Here is a 20,893-nt window from a genome sequence, read left to right on the forward strand (position 1 = left end):
TCAGAGCGCGCCGAATACGTCGCGCAAGATCGCCTCAAGGGCTGCCGCGTCGTCTTCGGTGAAGGCATCGGGCTGGTCGCTGTCGATATCGAGCACGCCAATCACCCCGCGCCTCGCATAGACCGGGATCACCAGCTCCGACCGGGTGGAGCTGGCGCAGGCGATATGGCCGGGGAACGCCTCGACGTCAGGCACGAGCTGCGTGCGCCCCTCGCGCGCCGCCGCCCCGCAGACCCCGCGTGCAAACGGGATCACGAGGCAGCCATGCCCGCCCTGATAGGGACCGATCTTCAGCAGTTCCGGCTCGGTGACGCGGTAGAACCCCGTCCAGTCGAACCGGTCATCCGCGTGATGGATCTCGCAGGCGAGCGTCGCCATCAGCGCGACCTCATCGGTCTCGCCTTCGGTCAGCGCCGCGATGCGCTGCGCGAGATCGTCGTAATCGACCTTCATGGGAGTGCGATCGCGATAGCCGTGCCCTCGCCCCCGCCGATGCAGATCGCGGCTACGCCACGCTTGAGCCCGCGCTTTTCCAAAGCATTGAGCAGCGTCACGACAATCCGCGTCCCCGAGGCCCCGATCGGGTGACCCAGAGCACAGGCGCCACCGTTCACGTTCACCTTCTCATGCGGGATATTCAGCTTGTGCATGAAGGCCATCGGCACGACCGCGAAGGCCTCGTTGACCTCCCACAGATCGACATCCTCGACCGACCAGCCAAGCTTTTTCAGCAGCTTCTCGGCGGCAGGCACCGGGGCGGTCGGGAAATCTGCAGGCGCCTGGGCATGGCTCGCATGGCCCAAAACACGGGCCCGGATCGGCAGGCCCTCCGCCTTGGCTACGGCCTCCGACGCCATCACCAGCGCCGCCGCGCCATCGGAAATGGAGGACGAGTTCGCCGCCGTCACCGTGCCATCCTTGCGGAAAGCGGGCTTGAGCTGCGGGATCTTGTCGGGGCGTGCATTGCCGGGCTGCTCATCCACGGCGACGACAGTCTCGCCCTTGCGGGTCTTCACCGTGACCGGCGTGATCTCGCCCTCGAACGCGCCCGACTTGTCGGCCTCGATCGCCCGGCTGAGCGAGGCCAGCGCATACTCGTCCTGCGCCTCGCGCGTGAACTGGAACGCCTGCGCGCAATCCTCGGCGAAAGTGCCCATCAGGCGGCCCTTGTCATAGGCGTCTTCCAGCCCGTCGAGGAACATGTGGTCGATCACCTGCCCATGGCCCAGCCGCGCGCCTGAGCGCATCTGCGGCAGCATGTAGGGCGCCTTGGTCATGTTCTCCATGCCGCCCGCGATCATCACCCCGGTCTGGCCCAAGGCGATCTGGTCATAGGCCACCATCGCCGTCTTCATCCCCGAGCCGCACATCTTGTTCAGCGTCGTCGCGGGCACCTCTTCGCCAAGGCCGCCTGCGAAGCCCGCCTGCCGCGCGGGCGCCTGACCCTGGCCCGCTGGGAGCACGCAGCCCATGAGCACTTCCTCGATCCGCGAGGGCGCAACACCCGCGCCCTCCAGTGCCGCCTTGATCGCGGCGCCGCCCAGATCGGCCGCGCTCACATCGGCGAATACGCCCTGCATCCCGCCCATCGGCGTACGCGCAGCCCCAACAATCACCACGTTTTCCATCTCGTCCTCCCGAAAATCTGCCCCACGGATACCGAATGGTAAGTATTGGCGTCTAGCCTCGATCTCGAATTCGCTTTGCAGGAGCCCAAGATGAACCTGTCTGCCGAAGCCTGTGAAGGCGCGCTCGTCGTCCATGTCGAGGAGGCGCGTCTGGATGCAGCGATTGCGCTCCTCTTCAAGGAACGCATGCGGGAAGTCACCGCGCAACCGGGTGGGCGTGTCCTGCTCGACATGTCAGAGGTCGAATTTCTCGACAGTTCGGGGCTGGGCGCGGTGGTGGCCGTGATGAAATCGCTCGCACCGAACCGGCGGCTCGAATTATGCGGGCTGACAAACAATGTCGACAAGGTGTTTCGTCTGACGCGGATGGATTCGGTCTTCGCGATCCATCCGGATGTGGTCACAGCACTGGAAGAGGGGCGTAAATATGCCTGAACCCGCTTTCTCGCAACATCCGACGCATGGTGAGGCACCGCCGGGCGACCCGCGCATCTTCCATCACAGCTTTCCCGCAACCGCGATGGCCGTGCGCGATGCGCTACGCTCGGCGCTTGCACGATTCATCCGGGTGATGACCGAGGAAGAGGCCGGCACGCTCGAACTCATCCTCGCCGAAGTGCTCAACAATATCGTCGAACACAGCTACCACGACAGCGCAAAGGGTCATGTGACGCTCTCGATCGTGCGCGACAAACGCGGACTGAGCTGCTCGGTCAGCGATGACGGAATCGCGCTGCCGCCTTCCTGTTTCTGTCCCGACGCGCGGGCGAATTGCGACCGGCCAGACCCAGAGAGCCTGCCCGAAGGCGGCTTTGGCTGGTTCCTGATTCGCGATCTGGCCACCGATCTCGGCTATCACCGCCACGAGGGGCGCAACCTGTTCGCCTTCCGGCTTCCCATCGCGCCGCTGCACGAACGCCGGTCGAACTGAAGATGCATGGCGGTAGATAGCGCGGGATCCGGGGACTGCTCTCGCGGCCCCGGCAAACGACAGTTCGAGACGCCAAACCGCCTCTCGGCGCCGCAACTCTTTCTATGCCGGATTTGGCTAGAGCGATCAAAACCCGCTCGGGATCAATTCAGCCGGGAATCAATTCAGCTGGAATTGCAGCGAATAGGTGCCGTTGCCGAATTCGCCGAACAGATCCGGCAGATCGGGATGGCTCACCGGCTCGCCCGACCAGTCGGGAACAAGGTTCTGCTCCGAGACATAGGCTACGTAATAGCTCTCATCATTCTCTGCGAGGAGATGATAGAAAGGCTGGTTCTTGGGCGGGCGCGCATCCTCTGGGATCGCGTCATACCAGTCTTGCGAATTCGAGAAGATCGCATCGACATCAAAGACCACACCCCGAAACGGGTGCTTGCGGTGCCGCACCACCTGTCCGATGTGATATTTCGCGCGCGTTGCGTACATGGGCATTCCTCTTTTCTGATTTCTAAATCGTGACCCCGCGGCATGTCCACGATTTCGCCTTATTTTTGCCGGAAACAGATTGTCCGGCTCGGAAAGACAGTCACGAATTCCATACCTGTTTGCGGTTTTCGTATCGGCGAAATGCGCTTAAGATGGCCGCAAACAAGGCCGTCAGAGCAAAGTTGAGCAGTAATGAAAAAATTCCTCGCCCTTGGCGTCGTGCTTCTGATTGCCGCCTGCGGAGGCGGCCCATCGAAGCCCCCACGCAACCTTGATGACGCGTGTTCGATCATCAAGCAACGTCCTCAGTATTACGCGGCGATGCGCCGTACCGAAGCCCGGTGGGGCATCCCGGTGGCCGTGCAGATGGCGACGATTCACCAGGAAAGCAAATTCGACGGCAACGCCAAGACGCCGTATCGCTTCGCGCTCGGAATCATCCCGCTTGGCCGCCAGAGCTCGGCCTATGGTTATAGCCAGGCGCTCGACGGCACCTGGGATGAATATCGCGAGGAAACCCGCAGCTTCGGCGCGAGACGCAATCGGATTTCGGACGCGACCGATTTCATGGGCTGGTACATGGATGGCAGCTCCGAGCGGCTCGGGATCTCGAAATCCGACGCCCGGAGCCAGTATCTCGCCTATCACGAGGGCCGTGGCGGCTTCTCGCGCGGCAGCCACAACTCGAAGCCCTGGCTGCTGGCGGTCGCGAACAGGGTCGCGACGCGCGCGCAGATGTACGACATCCAGCTTGAGACCTGTCGGCGCTGATCAGCGCCGCTTGGCCACCTCGGCGTCGATCGAGAACATCAGCTGACTGAAGTTGCCGCCCTTGGTGAGGTTGTTCAGGATCGTCGTGGTCTTCTGGCCGCTCTCATCGGTGATCACCCATTGGCGCAGCTCTGTCGGGTTGTCGGTGAAGACCAGCTGGATCGTGCCGTATTCGGGATGTTCGGGATCCTGGGCAGTGACGATGGTCTTGGTGCCATCCGAGCTATGCCCGACGACCATCCCGCTGCGCGACAGGTCGATATTGCGCCCAAGGATCAGGTTGAGCGGCGTCTTCACCAGCGGATATTGCTCGGGCGGCTGGTTCGATTTCGGATCGAACACCGCAACCCGGTTGGCCGAGGCCAGGACCAGCGTCGCATCGTTGCTGTATTGGAACCGCGCGCGGCCGGGGCGCTTGATGTAGAGCTTGCCGGTCGAGATCGAACCGTCGGAGTTCACCTGCGTGAAATCCGCCGACGCCGATTGCAGCGCGTTGAGATAAGCCGAGATCTCGGAAAGCGAGAGCTTGCCGGCCGAAGCCGGAAGCGCGAACGCCACTGCGAAAACGGCGACAAGCAGGGTGCGGATCAGTTTCATGGCCATAGATTTAGGCACTCCTTGCGAAAGAGGAAGTCCCGCCGTAACGCGCCACTCGGCCAACGGGTCCATAATGGGCGCATTTGTGCCGAAGGGGCGATGTCATGCAATAACAGCCTGCTCGTATCGTCTAGCAGGGATGGAAAACGCCCCGAGGAGATCCCCCGGGCGCTGGTTCCCTGCTCGGTCCGAGCCTGACCTTATTGCTCGGGCACGAGGATCTCGCGTTTGCCGACATGGTTGGCGGCCGAGACGACGCCTTCATCCTCCATCTGCTCCACGAGGCGCGCAGCCTTGTTGTAGCCGATGCCCAGCTTGCGCTGGATGTAGGAGGTCGAGCATTTGCGGTCCTTGATCACGATGCCCACGGCCTGATCATAGAGCGCATCCTCGCCATTGGTGTTGCCGCCCGTGTTGAGGCCGAGCACCTGATCGATATCGGATGCAACCTCGTCGTCAGGCCCGTCCACCACGCCGGACATGTATTCCGGCGGGCCGAAGCTCTTGAGATGGTTGACGATTTCTTCAACTTCCTCATCCGACACGAAGGGGCCGTGACAGCGGGTGATCTTGCCGCCGCCCGCCATGTAGAGCATGTCGCCCATGCCCAGAAGCTGCTCGGCGCCCTGCTCGCCCAGAATGGTGCGGCTGTCGATCTTCGAGGTGACCTGGAAGGAGATCCGGGTCGGGAAGTTCGCCTTGATCGTGCCGGTGATGACGTCGACCGAGGGGCGCTGCGTGGCCATGATCAGATGGATCCCCGAGGCGCGCGCCATCTGCGCGAGACGCTGGATGCAGGCCTCGATTTCTTTCCCTGCGACCATCATCAGGTCGGCCATCTCGTCGACGATGACGACGATATAGGGGAAGGGTCTGGGCTGGAATTCTTCCGTCTCGAAGATCGGCTCGCCGGTTTCCTCATCGAAGCCCGTCTGTACCGTGCGCTTGAACATCTCGCCTTTCGCGAGGCTTTCCTTCACGCGCCCGTTGTAGCCCTCGATGTTGCGCACACCCATCTTGGACATCTTGCGGTAGCGCTCTTCCATCTCCGAGACCACCCACTTCAGCGCCACGACCGCTTTCTTCGGGTCGGTCACAACCGGGCTCAGAAGATGCGGGATGCCGTCATAGACCGACAGTTCCAGCATCTTCGGGTCGATCATGATCAGACGGCACTCTTCCGGCGTCAGACGGTAGAGCAGCGACAGGATCATCGTGTTGATCGCCACCGATTTACCAGAGCCGGTCGTCCCCGCGATCAGCAGGTGAGGCATCTTGGCGAGGTTCGTCACGATCGGCTCGCCGCCGATCGTCTTGCCGAGCGCGAGCGGCAATTTCATGTTCGTGTCGCCGAAATCGCGCGCCGAGAGAATCTCGCGCAGCACGACCTTTTCGCGGTGGTCGTTGGGCAATTCGATCCCGATCACCGAGCGGCCCGGCACGGTCGAGACGCGCGCGGAAAGCGCCGACATCGAGCGCGCGATATCATCTGCCAGACCGATCACGCGCGAAGCTTTCAGGCCCGGCGCGGGCTCCAGTTCGTACATCGTGACCACCGGACCGGGGCGGACCGAAACGATCTCGCCCTTCACCCCGTAATCGTCGAGCACGGTTTCGAGCATCCGGGCATTTTCCTCGAGCGCCTCGTCGGAGAGCTGGTGACGCTGGATGGTCATCGGGTTGGTCAGCAGCGAGAGCGGCGGCGGCTCGTAGGGTGCGGCTTTGGGCGTCTCGAAGGAGAGTTTCGGCTGGGCCTCTTCGATCGCACGGCGCGAAGGGGTGATCGGCTTCTTCGCCGGCTGCACGACGCGCTTGGCCTCGCTCGACTGCTTGATGACCTGACGGTCGAGCCCGCGCGCGGCCGCGGGGATCTCGGGAACGGTATCTTCCTCGACCCATTGCGGCGCACCGGTTTCGTCAAAGGAGTCGGGCTCACCGGCATAGAAATGATCGGTGTGCATCTCCAACGGATCGTCCTCGACCCCGTCGAACCCCTGATATTCGGGATGGGTCCAATCCCAGCCGTCATCGTTTTGCGACTCGAGCGCGATCTGCTGCGCAGCAGTCAGCTGCGGCTCTTCGATGCCTTCGAATTGGGTAACATAGGCTTCGGGCATCGGCGCGGGTTCGGGCGCGGAAGCTGTGGCGCGCGGCATGAAGCGGGGCTTGGCATGGAGCGGCGGTTCCGCGCGCAGCTGGGGCTCCGCCCGCAGCGGCGGTTCGTTGTGAACCACTTGCGGCTGGCGCGGCGCGCGCGCGAGGCGCTTGGCCACCGCGGCCAGAACCGAAGCCGGAGCGCGCGGGGCCTCCACTTCGGGCGTGGCAAAGTTCTCGGGCGCATCATACGCGACGAGCGACGGCTCTTCGGGCGCATAGTCGGGCGCGATCGGCGCAGCCTTGCGGCTTTGCACTGCCTGCGCGATTCGGGCGCGAATGCGATCCTCGCTCGGCGTATTCTGCTCGGCCCAGTCGGGTTCGATTTCGAACAGTTCGGGCGTGGGATCATACGCGTCATATTCGGGCTCGAGCGGGCGGCGGATGCGCGAAAGGAGCGACGGCCGTGCGCTTGGTGCGGGTTCCACCTCGGGCGCCCAGCCGGCGGCCATCGCCTGCTGCTCTTCCCATGCGGCAAGCTCCGCGGCACGTTCGGCCGCCTCGGCGCGGCGTTGCCGTGCCCGCTCGGCAGCAGCCCTCGCGCCGCTCACCGAGGCCGAGGCCCCCTTGCCCAGAAGGTTCGAAATCCCGACATAGGCCGCGACCGTACCCAGCCACATGAAGCGTGTGATCGCGCGCAACTCGGGCTTGGTGAACCCCAGAACGAAACCCGCCATCGCAAGCATCGCCACAGCGAGCACCAGCGAGAGCAGCTTCAGCCCGACCGTCCCGGAAACCGGAACGATCCCCAGAAGCGTGCCCGCGATCATGTCACCGAAATGCCCGCCAAGACCGAAGGCCTGTCCCCACTGATCGTCTGGCACCAGAAGCGCGGCATAGACAGCCGCGACTGCCACCGCGATCGGGAAGAAGATGATCCGTCCGGCCAGACGCTCCTCGCCGCGATGGGTGATCATCCGCGCGCCCCAGGTCAGAAGGGCCGCAGGCAGAAGCCAGGCTCCGTGCCCGACGATCACGAAGAGCGGCGAAGCGATCCCGGCCCCGATCCGGCCCAGCCAGTTCTGCACCGGCTCGTCGGAGGCGGCCATCCAGCTCGGATCCTCGGGGTGATAGGAAAACAGCATCATCGAGGCGAGAACGCCAAGCAGGACGAGAAGCCCGCCCACCAGCTCCTTGCCACGGCGTTCAAGGACCGCCTGCGTGTCCTGATCGAAAAGCGGGTCGCGCTGTCGTGCCTGATAAGATGCCATAACCTACCGTCCTCAACCGTAAATGCAGTCGCGAAGCTGGATCAGCGCCCGCTGCGTTTCTTCTCTTGGGGCGACCAGGGCCACCCGGATGAATCCCTTGCCGGGATTGTCCCCACTCACCTCACGCGCCAGATAGGCGCCCGGCAGCACCCTGATCCCGGTCTCTTGCCAGAGTTTCAGGGCAGCCGTCTCTCCGTCTTCCACCGGCAGCCACAGGAAGAACCCGCCTTGCGGCAACCGGAAGCTGTTCACACCGGCAAAGATCCGGCCGGCATCTTCGTATTTCTCCGCATAGAGGCGGCGGTTTTCCTCGACATGGGCTTCATCTGCCCAGGCGCGCTCGGCCACGCGTTGCAGCGGCTGGGGCAGCGGCGCGCCGGAATAGGCGCGCAGACGACGGATATGCTTTATGCTTTGCGGCCCTGCGGCCAGAAAACCCGAGCGCAGCCCGGGGAGGTTCGAACGCTTCGAGAGCGAATGGAAGATCACCACGCGCTCCGGGTCGATCCCCTCTTCCTCGGCTACCTGAGCGGCGCCCGGCGGAGGCGCCTCGCGCCAGATCTCGGAATAGCACTCATCCGCGAAGACGACGAAATCGTGCTTCTCGGCCAGATGCAGCAGCTCGGCGAGATACTCGCGCGAGGCAACCGCACCCTGAGGATTCGACGGCGAGCAAAGATAGGCGATCGACACGCGGTCCAGGATCTCGGGCGCAAGGCCCGCGTAATCGGGCAGGAAACCGGTCTCGGCCCCTGCGGGCACGAAAACGGGTTCGGCACCCACGGCAGCGGCGGCCACCGCATAAACCTGATAGAACGGGTTCGGGATCAGGATCACCGGCTTGCGGCCCCGCTTCTCCTCGGGGCTCAGCGCCATCGCGGCATTGTAGAGCCCTTCTCGCGTGCCGTTGAGCGCCATGATCCGCTCCGGCCCGATCTCGACATCGAATCGCCGCCGCAACCAACCCGAGATCGCGTCGAGAAGCTCGGGCGTTCCGTCATTGGCCGGATATTTTGCAAATTCGCCAAGATGTTGAGCGATCACTTCGCCAACGAAACCGGGCATCGCATGGCGCGGCTCGCCGATGGACATCGACAAAACCTCGCCACCCGGTTCATGCGAATCGAGCAACGCCCGCAGCCGCGGGAATGCGTATTCGGGCAGGTTCGAAAACCGCTCGGGAAAGTCCATCTGTGCCTCATCGAATGGGGTCTATGTCGCCCCTTATTGAGAATGAGGTTACAAAAGCCGCGCGGTTTCGTCCAGAAAAAGACTGACTCCAGAGCGGGTTGACGTCGCAAAATGTGACTTTTCAGGCAAGCGCCCGTTCCGCCGCCATCCCGAGTCGCAGCAGACGATCCTCCTGCATCGGCGCAGCCATCAACGAGATCCCGCAAGATGGCACGCCGGTCGGCAGGGTCAGAACGCAGAGGCCAAGGATGTTGCCGATCCGGGTATTGCGCAGCGCGAGCAGGTTCTCGCTCTCGAAATAGGCCTTGTCGGTGAGCAGGCGCTGCGCGTCGGGCGGCTCGATCGGCGCGGTCGCGACAAGCACCGCGTCATATTCCGCCGTGGCTTGCAGATATTGCGTACGATACTCGGCCAGCGCATGCCAGCCTGCCACGTAGTCCGAGGCCAGCACATCCCGCCCGGTGCGGAACCGGTCGAGGATCACCGGATACATCTTCTCGGGCGCGGCCTCGATCACGTGCTTCCACTCGCCATAGGCTTCGGGCGCAAACAGAATGCCCGAGAGGTCCATCGCCGGACGCACCATCGGCAAACCGCGCCGCTCGATCACCGCGCCCGCCTTGGCAAGCCGGTCGACCGCGCTCTCGAACCCCTGCACCGGCTTTTCGCGTGCGCCCTCGAAAGGCAGCCCTTCGAGAACCAGAAGCCGCGTACCCGCGAGGCTTGTCTCACGCAGATCGGGCGCCGCACGCCCCTCGATCAGGGCCAGCACATGGGCGCAATCTTCGACATTGCGCGCCAGAGGCCCGACCGTGTCGAAAGACCGGCAGAGCGGGACAACACCCTTTGTCGTCACCCGGCCATGCGTCGTCTTGAGCCCCACCAGATCGTTCCAGGCGGAGGGGATGCGCACCGACCCGCCCGTATCCGAGCCGATCGCCGCTGCCGCCAGCCCACGCGCGACCGACAGCGCCGCGCCCGAGCTAGAGCCCCCCGGCGCCAGCTTCGGGTCACGGATATTCGGCGGGGTCGCAGTCATCGGATTGATGCCAAGTCCCGAAAAAGCCAGTTCGGTCATATGCGTCTTGCCAAGGCAGACCGCGCCACCCAGCGTCGCCTGCACCAGCACCTCGGCATCGGCGTCGGGCACCCGGCCATGCAGCAACTTCGACCCGGCCTCCGTGGCCACGCCTGCCGTATCGAAAAGATCCTTCCACGACAGCGACACCCCGTCGAGCGATCCGCGGCGCCGCCCCTGTTTGGCCCGCTGATGGGCGGCCATCGCCTCGTCACGGGCGCGTTCCGGCGTCAAGCGCGCATAGATGTCGCCGGCGTCCCGCACGGCCTCGAGATAGGCCTCGGCCTGCTCGACCGGATCAAGCTCGCCCGCCGCAATCGCCCGTCCCTGTTCGGCTGCACCCGCCAGACGCCATTCCATCGCTTACTCCATCGCCGTTTTCGTCACGCTAGCGACAGTCCCGCGCATGGACAATCCCGGTTGCCGCGCCATAGTAGGCGCCATGAAACACGATTCCGATGTCATCATCGCCGGGGGCGGTCTCAATGGCCCCGCTCTGGCCCTCGCGCTGGCCTCGGCCGGGCTCTCCGTCACGCTGGTCGATGCTGCCCCGGCCCGACAGCGAGCCACCGATACGTTCGACGGGCGCGCCTATGCGCTCGCCATCGCCTCGCAGAAACTGCTCGCGGCAATCGGCGTCTGGGAGCCGCTGGCCGATCAGGCCCAGCCGATGATGGAGGTGAAGGCGATGGACGGCCATGCGGGCGAAGGCCCCGCGCCGTTCTTCCTGCATTTCGACTCGCGCGAGCTGGACCAGTCGCCAGTCGGCTACATGTTGGAAGATCGTTTTCTCTATCGCGCCTTCCTCGACGCGATGGAGGCCAGCGACAAGATCACCCTGCTGCATCAGACGCAGGTCGTGGGCCAGGAGGTCCAGCCCGGCGGCGTCCTGGTGACGCTTTCGGACGGCAAGACGCTGAGCGCAAAGCTGCTGATCGGCGCCGATGGCCGCCGCTCGGGCGTGGCCGAGCGCGCGGGCATCACCCGCGAGGGCTGGGGTTACGGGCAGACCGCGCTTGTCGCCGCGATCGAGCACGAGAAACCGCATGACGGGATCGCCTACCAGTTCTTCATGCCGACCGGCCCGCTGGCGATCCTGCCGCTCAAGGGCAACCGCTCCTCGATCGTATGGAGCGAGACGGACGAAAACGCGAAGACCATCTCGGCCCTGAACGACGAGGATTTCCTCGCCGTTCTGCGCCCGCGCTTCGGGGATTTCCTCGGACCGATCAAACTCGCAGGCCCACGCTTTTCCTACCCGCTGAACCTGACGCTGGCGAAAGCCTATGCCGCAGAGCGCGTGGCGCTGGTGGGCGACGCGGCACATGGCGTGCACCCGATCGCGGGTCAGGGCCTGAACCTCGGATTGCGGGATGTGGCCGCCCTTGCGGAAGTCGTGGTGGAAGCAATGCGACGCGGCGAAGACATTGGCGCGCAGGATGTGCTCGAGCGTTACCAGGGATGGCGACGCTTCGATTCCACTTCGCTCGCGCTTGGCATGGATACGGTCAACAAGCTCTTCTCGAACGACAACCCGCTTTTGAAGGCCGGCCGCGATCTCGGGATGGGTCTGGTTCAGGCGATCCCCGGACTACGCCGGGGCTTCATGCGGCAGGCCGCAGGCCTGTCAGGCCCCCTGCCCCGCCTGCTGCAGGGCCGCGCGCTTTAATCGTCCAGACGCCGCGCCTCATCCACGAGAAGGATCGGTATCCCGCCGCGGATCGGGAAAGCGAGCTTGGCCGGCTGCGAGATCAGCTCCTGCTTTTCGGCGTCGTATTTGAGCACCGCATGGGTGAGCGGGCAGACCAGAGCTTCGAGCATGTGCCGGTCGAACAGTTGCTTTTCCGCCGGAGCCTCGTCACTCATTGCAGCCTCTCCTCTCCGCCGCCATGCAGCGCGTATTCGATCAGTGTCACCAGCGTCTCACGCCGGGTCGCAAGGCACGGCGCCTCCAGAAGCGCCTGCTTGTCCTCGGGTTCGAGCGGCAGCAACATCCCGAGCGAGTTGATCAGCAACTCGTCATCAGCATCCTTGAGCGTCTCCCAATCGGTATCAAGCCCCTGCGCGTGAAAGAACTTCGACAGCAGGTCCAGGAACTGGTCGCGATTGAAGGCAGTGTCGTGCTCGACCGGCCCCAGATCGCGCTCGAACCCGTCCCAGCTCACCTCGGCACGGATATAGGGCGTGAACCCTTCGATCTGCCGCCGCAGACGGAAGCGCGAAATCCCCGAAAGGGTGATCATGTAGCGCCCGTCCTCGGTCTCGGAGAACCCGGTCAGACGGCCCGCACAACCGATCGCATTGAGATGGCTCTGCCCCTCCGGACCCTTGAGCGGCTGGATCATCCCGATCAGCCGCGTCTTGGTCTTCATGCAATCCTCGATCATCTGCAGGTAGCGTGGCTCGAAGATATGCAGGGGCAGCCGCGCCCGGGGCAGCAGCAATGCGCCGGGCAGCGGAAAGAGCGGGATCGTATCTGGCAGGTCGCCTTGCTTCATCATGCGCAAGGAACTAGCGCGTCCCAACGCTCAGGCAAATATCATAGAGGACAGCTTGCGGCGACCTTTTGCCACAACCGGATCGGTCGGCTTGAGCGCATCGAAGATCGTGAAGAGCTGAGTCTTCGCCGCACCGTCATTCCACTCGCGGTCACGGCGGAACAGCTCGAGCAGTTGATCGACCGCCTCTTCGGCTTCGCCCGCCGCATATAGAGCCTGCGCATAGTCGAAACGCGCCTGATGATCGTTCGGATCGGCCTCGACCTTGGCCTTGAGATCGTCGGCAGGGCCTGCCGATTGCGCCTGCTTGGCAAGATCCAGCTGCGCGCGCGCGGCCTCGATCGGTGCGGTATCCGCGAGCTTCGCCGGAACCGCGGCCAGCGCCGCCTCCGCCGCATCGAGATCGCCCAGAGCGATGCGCGCGCGGATCAGACCGCCATGCGCCTCGGCCAGTTCGGGATCCTCTTCCAGAATCGCGGCAAAGGTCTCTGCCGCATCTTCGGCCGCGCCTTCGCCCAGCATCGCCTCGGCCGCCTCGACCGCTTCCGACAACCCGCCATCGGCTGAACCGCCCGCCGCTTCGATCAGCTTTTCGACGAATTTCTTGATTTCCGAGCCGGGCAGCGCCCCCTGGAAGCCGTCGATCGGCTGACCTTGCCAGAAGGCGTAAACGGTCGGGATCGACTGAATGCGCAGCTGACCCGCGATCATCTGGTTCTCGTCGACATTGACCTTTGCCATCACGACCGCGCCCTTCGCGGCCTCGACCTCGGCTTCGAGCGCCGGGCCAAGCTGACGACAAGGGCCACACCAGGGCGCCCAGAAATCGACGATGACCGGCACTTCTTGCGATTTCTCGATCACCTCGGCCATGAAGTTGGCCTCGTTCACGTCCTTGACGTAGTCGCCTTTCGGCGCGGCATTCGCGTTTCCACCAAGTTCCAGCATGTCTGTCTCCCGATATTGCGGAGGATTTAATCCCTATATGGACCCGGACGCACGAAACGCAAACCCGTTTCCGCGCGGCGTGGCGCCGCAAGCCTCACAGGTCGAAGGTCGCGAAAACCGGCGCGTGATCGGAGGGCTGCTCCCAGCCGCGCGCGGCGCGCAGAACCCGGCTGCCATGGGCGGCATTCGAGATATCGGGCGTGGCCCAGATATGATCGAGCCGGCGCCCCTTGTCGGCCGCATCCCAATCGCGCGCACGATACGACCACCACGAATAGAGCAAGCCCTCGGGAATGTCCTGCCGGGTCACATCGACCCATTTGCCCGCTTCCATCACGTCGGTCAGATGCTCCACTTCGATCGGCGTATGGCTGACGATCTTGAGAAGCTGCTTGTGGCTCCAGACGTCATCCTCGCGCGGCGCGATGTTCAGATCGCCCACGAGGATCGATTTCTTCGCACCCTCCGCGGCGAAATGATCGCGCATCTGGGTGAGATAATCGAGCTTCTGGCCGAATTTCACGTTCACCTCGCGGTCCGGCACATCGCCGCCCGCAGGCACATAGAAATTGTGAACCGTCACCCCGTTCTCGAGCGTCGCGGCGACGTGGCGCGCATGGCCGAGATCGGCGAAATCATGCGCCGAGACCTCCGCCATCGGGATCTTGGAAAGGATCGCGACCCCGTTGTAGCCCTTCTGGCCGCGCGCAACCATGTGGGTGTAACCGAGCGCCTTGAACGCTTCGACCGGGATCTTCTCGACCGGGCTCTTGCATTCCTGCAGGCAGAGCACGTCGGGCGATTCCTCCGCCATCAACTTGCAGACAAGCCCCTCGCGCAGCCGCACCGAGTTGATGTTCCAGGTCGCCAGCGTGAAGCTCATCATTCTCTCCCGTTCCAAAAGCCGCGCGATCATGTCGAAGGGCGGCCGCATGCGCAACCGCCCCTCTTCTTCTTGATCAAAATATCTCGGGGAGTCTCCGAAGGAGACGGGGCAGAGCCCCTTTTACTCCGCCCAGCCCGAGATCGATTTCACGTCGCAGAATTCCTCGATGCCCCAGCGGCCGCCTTCGCGCGCCCGACCCGAGGCGCCAACGCCGCCAAAGGGTGCGCCCGCACCGCGATCCTGCCCGTTCATCTCGACCATGCCCGAGCGCAGCGCCCGCGCGAGACGGTTACGACGCGCGCCATCACCCGACTGCACGTAGTTGGTCAGCCCGTAGGGCGTCGCATTCGCGACCTCGAGCGCCTGCTCTTCGCTGTCAAACGGCATGATCGACAACACCGGCCCGAAGATTTCCTCGTTCATGATCGTCATCGAGGGATCGCAATCCGCGAACACCGTGGGGCGGACATAGAAGCCGCGATTGAGGTGTTCGGGCCGGCCCGGACCGCCTGCAAGCAGCTTCGCGCCTTCCGCGATCCCGGTCTCGATCAGCCCCTGGATCTTCTCGAACTGCGCCTTGTTCACCACCGGGCCGATATGCTTGCCCTCTTCGCGCGGGCTGCCAACCTGCGTTTCCTCTGCGGTCTTGCGCGCAATTTCCACCGCGCGGTCATAGGCAGCACGCTCGACCAGCATCCGGGTCGGCGCGTTGCAGCTCTGGCCGGAGTTCTGGAAGCAATGCCGCACGCCGCGCGCCACCGCATCGTCATCCGCATCGGCAAAGACGAGGTTCGCGCCCTTGCCGCCCAGTTCCAGCGTCACCCGCTTGAGCGTATCCGCCGCCGCTTTCGAGATCGCCCGGCCCGCGCGGGTCGAGCCGGTGAAGGAGATCATCTCGATATCGGGATGGGTCGAGAGCTGCGTGCCAACGCCCACGCCATCCCCGTTGACGAGGTTGAACACGCCCTCGGGCAGCCCCGCCGCGTCGACGATCTCGGCAAAGAGCATCGATGAAAGCGGCGCCTCTTCCGAGGGCTTCAGCACCATCGTACAACCCGCAAGGATCGCCGGAATCACCTTCAGCGTGACCTGGTTCATCGGCCAGTTCCAGGGCGTGATCAGCCCCACGACGCCCACGGCCTCATAGGAGATCATCGCGCCCGGCGTGCCGTCCCCCAAGGGGTGAACCCAGTCGAACGCCTTGGCCGCGTCGATGAAATTCTTGATGTGATAGGCGCCCGCGCCCCACTGGTTCTTGCGCGCCAGGTCAATCGGCGCGCCCATCTCGAGGCTCATCGCCTGCGCCATGTCCTCGGCGCGTTCGGCATAGACCTTGGCGATACGCTCGACCGCCGCGATCCGCTCGGCCGGGTCGGTTGCCTTCCAGCCCGGCAGCGCCGCCTTGGCCGCCGCGACGGCGGCATCGGTATCGGCCTGATCGCCCAGCGAGATCACCGCGCAGGGTTCCTCGGTGGAGGGGTCGATCACCTCGCAATCGCGTGCGACTTTCGGAGCAACCCAAGCCCCGTTGATATAGAATTCACGCTTCTCGATCATGTGCGCCTCCCGCCTGTTTTCCGCGTGAACCCTCTCACTCTGCCGCGAGCTGCGCAAGCCTGTGCGAAGAAGACTTAAAAACATTCTAAACCGTCTGGAAGCCCGCTGTCCCAACGCCTATATTCGCCCCGGACAGAAATTCTGCTGCTGACTGGAGGTTGCCCATGGGCCTGCGCATTAACGACATTGCTCCCGATTTCACCACCGACTCGACCGCTGGCGAGATCAAGTTCCACGACTGGATCGGCGACAGCTACGCAATCCTGTTCTCGCACCCGAAAGACTTCACCCCGGTCTGCACCACCGAGTTCAGCGCCGTCGCCCAGCTCGCCTCCGAATTCGAGAAGCGCAACACCAAGGTGATGGGCGTCTCGGTCGACAGCGTCGAAGAGCACATCAAGTGGAAATCGGACATCGAGAAAGTCGCCGGCGCGCCCGCGAACTTCCCGATCATCGACGACACCTCGCTCAACGTGTCGAAGCTCTATGACATGCTTCCCGCCGATGCCTACATGCCCGACGGCCGCACCGCAGCCGACTCGGCCTCCGTGCGCACCGTCTTCATCATCGGCCCGGACAAGAAAGTCCGCCTGACCATGTCCTACCCGATGTCGGTCGGCCGCAACTTCGCCGAGATCCTGCGCGCTCTCGACGCGATCCAGGCCACCGACGGCCATCCCTTCGCCACCCCGGCGAACTGGGTTCCCGGCCAGGACGTGATCGTCGCGCTGTCGATGTCGACCGACGAAGCAAAAGAGAAGTTCGGCGAAGTCGACGTCAAGCTTCCCTACCTGCGCACCGTCAAGTCGCAAGGCTGATTGGACAAGACAAGAGCCTGCCGTAGTATCTGCGGCAGGCTTTGATATCCTCATTCAATTCAGGAAGCAGGTAATCGGGTAATGGCTCGGAACATCGAGACAGTGAAGCCGAGGCGCGCGCTCCTGATGGGCGCCTTAAGCACTGTCGGCGATGTCGAAGTTCTTCATCAGGTCACTCGGCGCCTTCGCGACCTAGGAGTGCCCTTTGAAGTAGCGCCCTTCTCGAAGCGCAGAACAGAGATGTTTGATGAGTGGGTCGACGTGTCGACGCTCGATCCACGAGACTATTCGCACGTTGTCTTCGTCTGCGGTCCGTTGACCCGAAAGATGATGGAAAAACGCTGGGAGACGCTGCGACACTTTGAGCATTGTGCCTTCATTGGCGTCAACCTCACGATGGTTGCAGACCTAGAAGCATTCAACCCCTTCGACGCGCTGATCGAACGCGACAGCAACAGGGTGACGCGCCCTGATCTGAGCTTTCTGCAAGAAGAACCGCGCGTTCCGGTTTTGGGGCTATGTCTCGTCGATAGCCAACGCGAGTATGGCAGCCGCCAAAGACACGCCAAGGCGAAAGACCTTCTGGAAGGGCTCATACGCCGCTCGGGTGCGGCGTGCATTGAAATCGATACCGTTCTCGCGCCGAACCGCCAGCAGCATGTCGAGAACGGCTTCTATAATGCCGCCCAGTTCGAATCTGCGGTTGCCCGCGTCGATGTGCTGTTGACGACGAGGTTGCACGGCACGGTTCTTGCCCTGAAAAATGGCGTTCCCGCTATTTCCATTGATGCCGTTCTCGGGGGCGACAAAGTCAGTCGGCAAACTCGGGAAATCGGGTGGGAAGAAGTCTTTGAAGCTGACAGCGTGACTGAAGAAGAGCTTGATCGCGCATTGGAAAGATGCCTTTTACCTGACGCCAGAGAGCGGGCACGGGCCTGTGCCGATCATGCGCGAAACAGTCTGGCGAACTTCGATGCCGGCTTTTCCAGCGCGATGAGCGTGCTGCCGGATCCCGCCCTCCGTTCGGGCCTGAGGTCTCGGCAAGGCTTGGTAAGAAAATTCCGCTCCCTACTAACAAAAGCACGCTGAAACCAGGTCGCTAACTTCGAATTATGCAAGACACGCTCGGCGTCTTTGCCCCCGCCAGCCTGACCCATTCCTTCCGCCCTCAGCCACAAGGAGCAGAAGCGCTGCCCGATAAGGTCACTGCGACACCATTAGCAAAAGGGTCATGTGCGAGATGAGTGGCGCTCCAGCACCCCGATCGGAACCCGAACTCACCTTCCCGCAAGAGGTTCAGGATTATCTCCGCGGAGCCTATTCAAAGGCCGACACGATCCTGGAATATGGCAGTGGCGGCTCGACCCTGCTGGCTGGACGTCTCGGCAAGCGGGTGCTCAGCGTGGAATCCGATCCTGCCTGGGCGCAGATGATGCGCGAGCGACTTAGCGCGGCGGGCGTGGCCAAGAAAGCTGAAGTCATTCACGCCGATATCGGCCCCGTGGGCGCCTAGGGGCGGCCGATCGACGAACGTGCCTTCGGCCGGTTCCACACCTATCCGCTCTCCGTCTGGGACCGTCCGGACTTCATCCATCCCGACCTGATCCTGATCGACGGGCGGCTTAGGGTCGCCTGTTTCGTCTCCGCTGTGCTCCGGATCACACGCCCGGTCACCGTTCTCTTCGACGATTATCTAGACCGGCGGAATTATCATAAGGTCGAGCGATTGATCGAACCCGTCGAAACGATCGGCCGCATGGCCCGGTTCGAGCTCACCCCTAGCCTCGACATGTCAAAGCACTGGGGCTGGGCCATCGGTTCATTCAGCGACATCGCCTTCGCGCGCCGAAAGACGTAATGAAAAGCCCCGGCGCTTGGCCGGGGCTTCCTGATGTCGCAAACGGAGATCAGCCGATCACTCGGCCTTCTCGTCCTTCTTCTCCGGCGCGATTTCCTCGCCGGTTTCCTGATCGACCATCTTCATGCCGAGGCGGACTTTGCCGCGATCGTCGAAGCCGAGAAGTTTCACCTTCACTTCCTGACCTTCCTTGAGCACGTCGCTCGGGTGGTTCAGGCGCTTGTTGGCGATCTGCGAGACGTGCACGAGGCCGTCACGCTTGCCGAAGAAGTTCACGAAAGCGCCGAAATCGACCAGCTTCACCACCTTGCCGGTGTAGATCTGGCCCTCTTCGGGCTCGGCCACGATCGCGTGGATCATGTCGTAGGCCTTCTTGATGGCATCGCCATTGGCCGAAGCGATCTTGATGATGCCGTCGTCGTTGATGTCGACCTTGGCGCCCGACACTTCCACGATCTCGCGGATCACCTTGCCGCCCGAACCGATCACTTCGCGGATCTTGTCGGTCGGGATCTGCATCGTCTCGATGCGCGGAGCATGAGCGGAGAATTCCGAACGGCCCTCGGAGAGCGCCTTGTTCATCTCGCCGAGGATGTGCATCCGGCCGTCCTTCGCCTGCGCGAGGGCTTTCTCCATGATCTCGGGGGTGATGCCCGCGACCTTGATGTCCATCTGCAGCGAGGTGATGCCTTCGGCGGTACCCGCAACCTTGAAGTCCATGTCGCCGAGGTGATCCTCGTCGCCAAGGATGTCGGTCAGCACGGCCCAGGAGCCGTCATCTTCCAGCACGAGGCCCATCGCGACGCCTGCGACGGCGGCTTTCAGCGGCACGCCCGCATCCATCATCGACAGCGACCCGCCGCAGACCGAAGCCATCGACGAAGAGCCGTTCGATTCCGTGATCTCGGAGACCACGCGGATCGTGTAGGGGAAGTCGGTCGCCGCCGGCAGCACCGCCTGCAGCGCGCGCCATGCCAGCTTGCCGTGACCGATTTCACGACGACCGGGCGAACCCACGCGGCCCACTTCGCCGACCGAGTAGGGCGGGAAGTTGTAGTGCAGCAGGAAGTTCGAACGCGAGTTGCCGTGCAGCGCGTCGATGATCTGTTCGTCATCGCCGGTGCCCAGCGTGGTCACGACGAGCGCCTGCGTCTCGCCACGGGTGAACAGGGCCGAACCGTGGGTGCGCGGCAGGATGCCGGTTTCCGACACGATCGGACGCACTTCGTTGAGCGCACGACCGTCGATGCGGCGGCCGTTCTTCACGACGTCGCCACGCAGCACGGCCGATTCCAGCTTCTTCATCGCGGTGCCGAGGGTCGGATCTTCGAGCTGCTCTTCGGTCAGCTGCGCCTTGATCTCTTCCTTGGCGGCGGCGACGGCGGCCACGCGCTCCTGCTTGTCGGTGATCGCGTAGGCGGCGCGCATCTTCTCTTCGCCGAGACCTTTGACCACGTCGAGCATCGGCTTGTAGTCGGGGGCCTGGAAGTCGAAGGGCTCTTTCGCGGCGGCTTCGGCGAGGTCGATGATCAGGTCGATCACCGGCTGCATCGCCTCATGGCCGAACTTCACGGCGCCGAGCATTTCCTCTTCCGAAAGCTCGTAGGCTTCGGATTCCACCATCATCACGGCGTCCTTGGTGCCCGCGACGACGAGGTCCAGACGCTGCTCGGGGTTCTCGCGCAGCTTCTGCATGTCGTCGACTTCGGGATTCAGGATGTATTCGCCATCCGAGAAGCCGACGCGCGCAGCGGCGATCGGGCCCATGAACGGCACGCCCGAAATGGTCAGCGCAGCCGAAGCGGCGATCATCGCGACGATGTCGGGCTCGTTCACGAGGTCATGCGAGAGAACGGTGCACATCACGAGCACTTCGTTCTTGAAGCCTTCCACGAAGAGCGGACGGCACGGACGGTCGATCAGGCGCGCCGTCAGCGTCTCTTTTTCGGACGGACGGGCTTCGCGCTTGAAGAAGCCACCCGGCACTTTACCGGCGGCGTAGTATTTCTCCTGGTAGTGAACCGTGAGCGGGAAGAAGTCCTGGCCCGGCTTCGGTTCCTTGGCGAAGGTCACGTTGGCCATGACGCTCGTCTCGCCCAGAGTGGCGATGACCGAGCCGTCAGCCTGACGGGCAACCTTGCCGGTTTCCAGCGTGAGCTCTTCTTCGCCCCACTGGATGGATTTTTTCACAACATTGAACATTCAGCGTATCCTGTCTGGGAGCACTCACGGGCGTATCCCGTGTCTCCCGTTTGCATGGCGGCCCCATTGCCGCCGCCCC

20 protein-coding genes are annotated in these 20,893 nt (G+C 63.4%); 7 read left to right on the forward strand and 13 right to left on the reverse strand.

What is annotated here, in order from left to right; genetic code table 11:
- Entirely contained in the window at positions 1-453 is a 453-nt protein-coding gene (locus BMI90_RS03815; protein ID WP_078526173.1) for a GAF domain-containing protein, read from the reverse strand.
- Positions 450-1,628 carry an acetyl-CoA C-acyltransferase gene (locus BMI90_RS03820; RefSeq protein WP_078527212.1) on the reverse strand — a complete coding sequence of 393 codons (1,179 nt, stop codon included), beginning with the start codon at positions 1,626-1,628 and terminating at the stop codon, positions 450-452. The genes BMI90_RS03815 and BMI90_RS03820 overlap by 4 nt, the downstream gene beginning before the upstream one ends.
- A 90-nt stretch (positions 1,629-1,718) precedes the next feature.
- Between BMI90_RS03820 and BMI90_RS03825 the strand changes: the two genes are divergently transcribed.
- Together BMI90_RS03825 and BMI90_RS03830 are read left to right on the forward strand one after the other, a co-directional pair.
- Positions 1,719-2,063 (forward strand): STAS domain-containing protein, encoded by a 345-nt coding sequence (locus BMI90_RS03825; protein ID WP_078527214.1) that lies wholly within the window; start codon positions 1,719-1,721, stop codon positions 2,061-2,063.
- Positions 2,056-2,559 carry an ATP-binding protein gene (locus BMI90_RS03830; protein ID WP_158521698.1) on the forward strand — a complete coding sequence of 168 codons (504 nt, stop codon included), beginning with the start codon at positions 2,056-2,058 and terminating at the stop codon, positions 2,557-2,559. Before BMI90_RS03825 ends, BMI90_RS03830 begins: the two co-directional genes overlap by 8 nt.
- Positions 2,560-2,718: 159 nt before the next feature.
- Here the strand turns inward: BMI90_RS03830 and hspQ are convergent, their stop codons facing one another.
- Positions 2,719-3,045, reverse strand: a complete 327-nt coding sequence (gene hspQ / locus BMI90_RS03835) for a heat shock protein HspQ (RefSeq protein ID WP_078526177.1) — start codon at positions 3,043-3,045, stop codon at positions 2,719-2,721.
- A 192-nt stretch (positions 3,046-3,237) separates the two neighbouring features.
- On the opposite strand from hspQ, the gene BMI90_RS03840 reads away from it, so the two are divergent.
- Complete coding sequence (locus BMI90_RS03840) at positions 3,238-3,816, forward strand: lytic transglycosylase (protein WP_078526179.1); 579 nt, start codon at positions 3,238-3,240, stop codon at positions 3,814-3,816.
- Here BMI90_RS03840 and BMI90_RS03845 read toward each other — a convergent pair whose 3' ends face one another.
- The 4 genes from BMI90_RS03845 to BMI90_RS03860 form a co-directional block, all read right to left on the reverse strand.
- Complete coding sequence (locus tag BMI90_RS03845; RefSeq protein ID WP_078527216.1) at positions 3,817-4,413, reverse strand: outer membrane lipoprotein carrier protein LolA; 597 nt, start codon at positions 4,411-4,413, stop codon at positions 3,817-3,819.
- A gap of 200 nt (positions 4,414-4,613) precedes the next feature.
- Complete coding sequence (locus tag BMI90_RS03850; protein ID WP_078526181.1) at positions 4,614-7,778, reverse strand: DNA translocase FtsK; 3,165 nt, start codon at positions 7,776-7,778, stop codon at positions 4,614-4,616.
- 12 nt (positions 7,779-7,790) lie between these two features.
- The gene (locus tag BMI90_RS03855; RefSeq protein ID WP_078526183.1) at positions 7,791-8,969 is read right to left on the reverse strand and encodes an aminotransferase class I/II-fold pyridoxal phosphate-dependent enzyme; all 1,179 of its coding nucleotides are present in this window, start codon (positions 8,967-8,969) and stop codon (positions 7,791-7,793) included.
- A 121-nt stretch (positions 8,970-9,090) separates the two neighbouring features.
- Positions 9,091-10,407: an amidase family protein gene (locus BMI90_RS03860; RefSeq protein ID WP_078526185.1), complete on the reverse strand. Its 1,317-nt coding sequence runs from the start codon at positions 10,405-10,407 to the stop codon at positions 9,091-9,093.
- A gap of 82 nt (positions 10,408-10,489) precedes the next feature.
- Here BMI90_RS03860 and BMI90_RS03865 point away from each other — a divergent pair, with 82 nt between their 5' ends.
- A complete protein-coding gene (locus BMI90_RS03865) occupies positions 10,490-11,716 on the forward strand; it encodes an FAD-dependent monooxygenase (protein ID WP_078526187.1) in 1,227 nt (408 codons plus the stop codon).
- Here BMI90_RS03865 and BMI90_RS03870 read toward each other — a convergent pair.
- The 5 genes from BMI90_RS03870 to BMI90_RS03890 all read right to left on the reverse strand — a co-directional run bounded on the left by BMI90_RS03870 (position 11,713) and on the right by BMI90_RS03890 (position 15,936).
- Positions 11,713-11,913 carry a Trm112 family protein gene (locus tag BMI90_RS03870; RefSeq protein WP_078526189.1) on the reverse strand — a complete coding sequence of 67 codons (201 nt, stop codon included), beginning with the start codon at positions 11,911-11,913 and terminating at the stop codon, positions 11,713-11,715. The two genes, BMI90_RS03865 and BMI90_RS03870, sit on opposite strands and share 4 nt — an antisense overlap.
- Positions 11,910-12,548 (reverse strand): LON peptidase substrate-binding domain-containing protein, encoded by a 639-nt coding sequence (locus BMI90_RS03875; protein WP_078526191.1) that lies wholly within the window; start codon positions 12,546-12,548, stop codon positions 11,910-11,912. The genes BMI90_RS03870 and BMI90_RS03875 overlap by 4 nt, the downstream gene beginning before the upstream one ends.
- Before the next feature lie 27 nt (positions 12,549-12,575).
- Positions 12,576-13,493, reverse strand: a complete 918-nt coding sequence (locus BMI90_RS03880; RefSeq protein ID WP_078526193.1) for a co-chaperone YbbN — start codon at positions 13,491-13,493, stop codon at positions 12,576-12,578.
- 94 nt (positions 13,494-13,587) lie between these two features.
- On the reverse strand, positions 13,588-14,376 hold the full coding sequence (locus BMI90_RS03885; protein WP_078527218.1) for an exodeoxyribonuclease III: 789 nt from the start codon (positions 14,374-14,376) through the stop codon (positions 13,588-13,590).
- 123 nt (positions 14,377-14,499) lie between these two features.
- A complete protein-coding gene (locus BMI90_RS03890) occupies positions 14,500-15,936 on the reverse strand; it encodes an aldehyde dehydrogenase family protein (protein WP_078526195.1) in 1,437 nt (478 codons plus the stop codon).
- A 164-nt stretch (positions 15,937-16,100) separates the two neighbouring features.
- On the opposite strand from BMI90_RS03890, the gene BMI90_RS03895 reads away from it, so the two are divergent.
- The 3 genes from BMI90_RS03895 to BMI90_RS19120 all read left to right on the forward strand — a co-directional run bounded on the left by BMI90_RS03895 (position 16,101) and on the right by BMI90_RS19120 (position 18,267).
- Positions 16,101-16,754 (forward strand): peroxiredoxin, encoded by a 654-nt coding sequence (locus BMI90_RS03895; protein ID WP_078526197.1) that lies wholly within the window; start codon positions 16,101-16,103, stop codon positions 16,752-16,754.
- Between the two features lie 81 nt (positions 16,755-16,835).
- The gene (locus BMI90_RS03900; protein WP_078526199.1) at positions 16,836-17,843 is read left to right on the forward strand and encodes a polysaccharide pyruvyl transferase family protein; all 1,008 of its coding nucleotides are present in this window, start codon (positions 16,836-16,838) and stop codon (positions 17,841-17,843) included.
- 142 nt (positions 17,844-17,985) lie between these two features.
- Positions 17,986-18,267, forward strand: coding sequence for a hypothetical protein (locus BMI90_RS19120; RefSeq protein ID WP_348638920.1), 282 nt, complete (start codon positions 17,986-17,988; stop codon positions 18,265-18,267).
- Between the two features lie 402 nt (positions 18,268-18,669).
- Here the strand turns inward: BMI90_RS19120 and pnp are convergent, their stop codons facing one another.
- Positions 18,670-20,814 (reverse strand): polyribonucleotide nucleotidyltransferase, encoded by a 2,145-nt coding sequence (gene pnp / locus BMI90_RS03910; RefSeq protein WP_078526201.1) that lies wholly within the window; start codon positions 20,812-20,814, stop codon positions 18,670-18,672.
- Between the last annotated feature and the right edge of the window lie 79 nt (positions 20,815-20,893).

It is taken from the genome of Thioclava sp. L04-15 (assembly GCF_002020275.1).
Classification (GTDB): domain Bacteria; phylum Pseudomonadota; class Alphaproteobacteria; order Rhodobacterales; family Rhodobacteraceae; genus Thioclava; species Thioclava marina.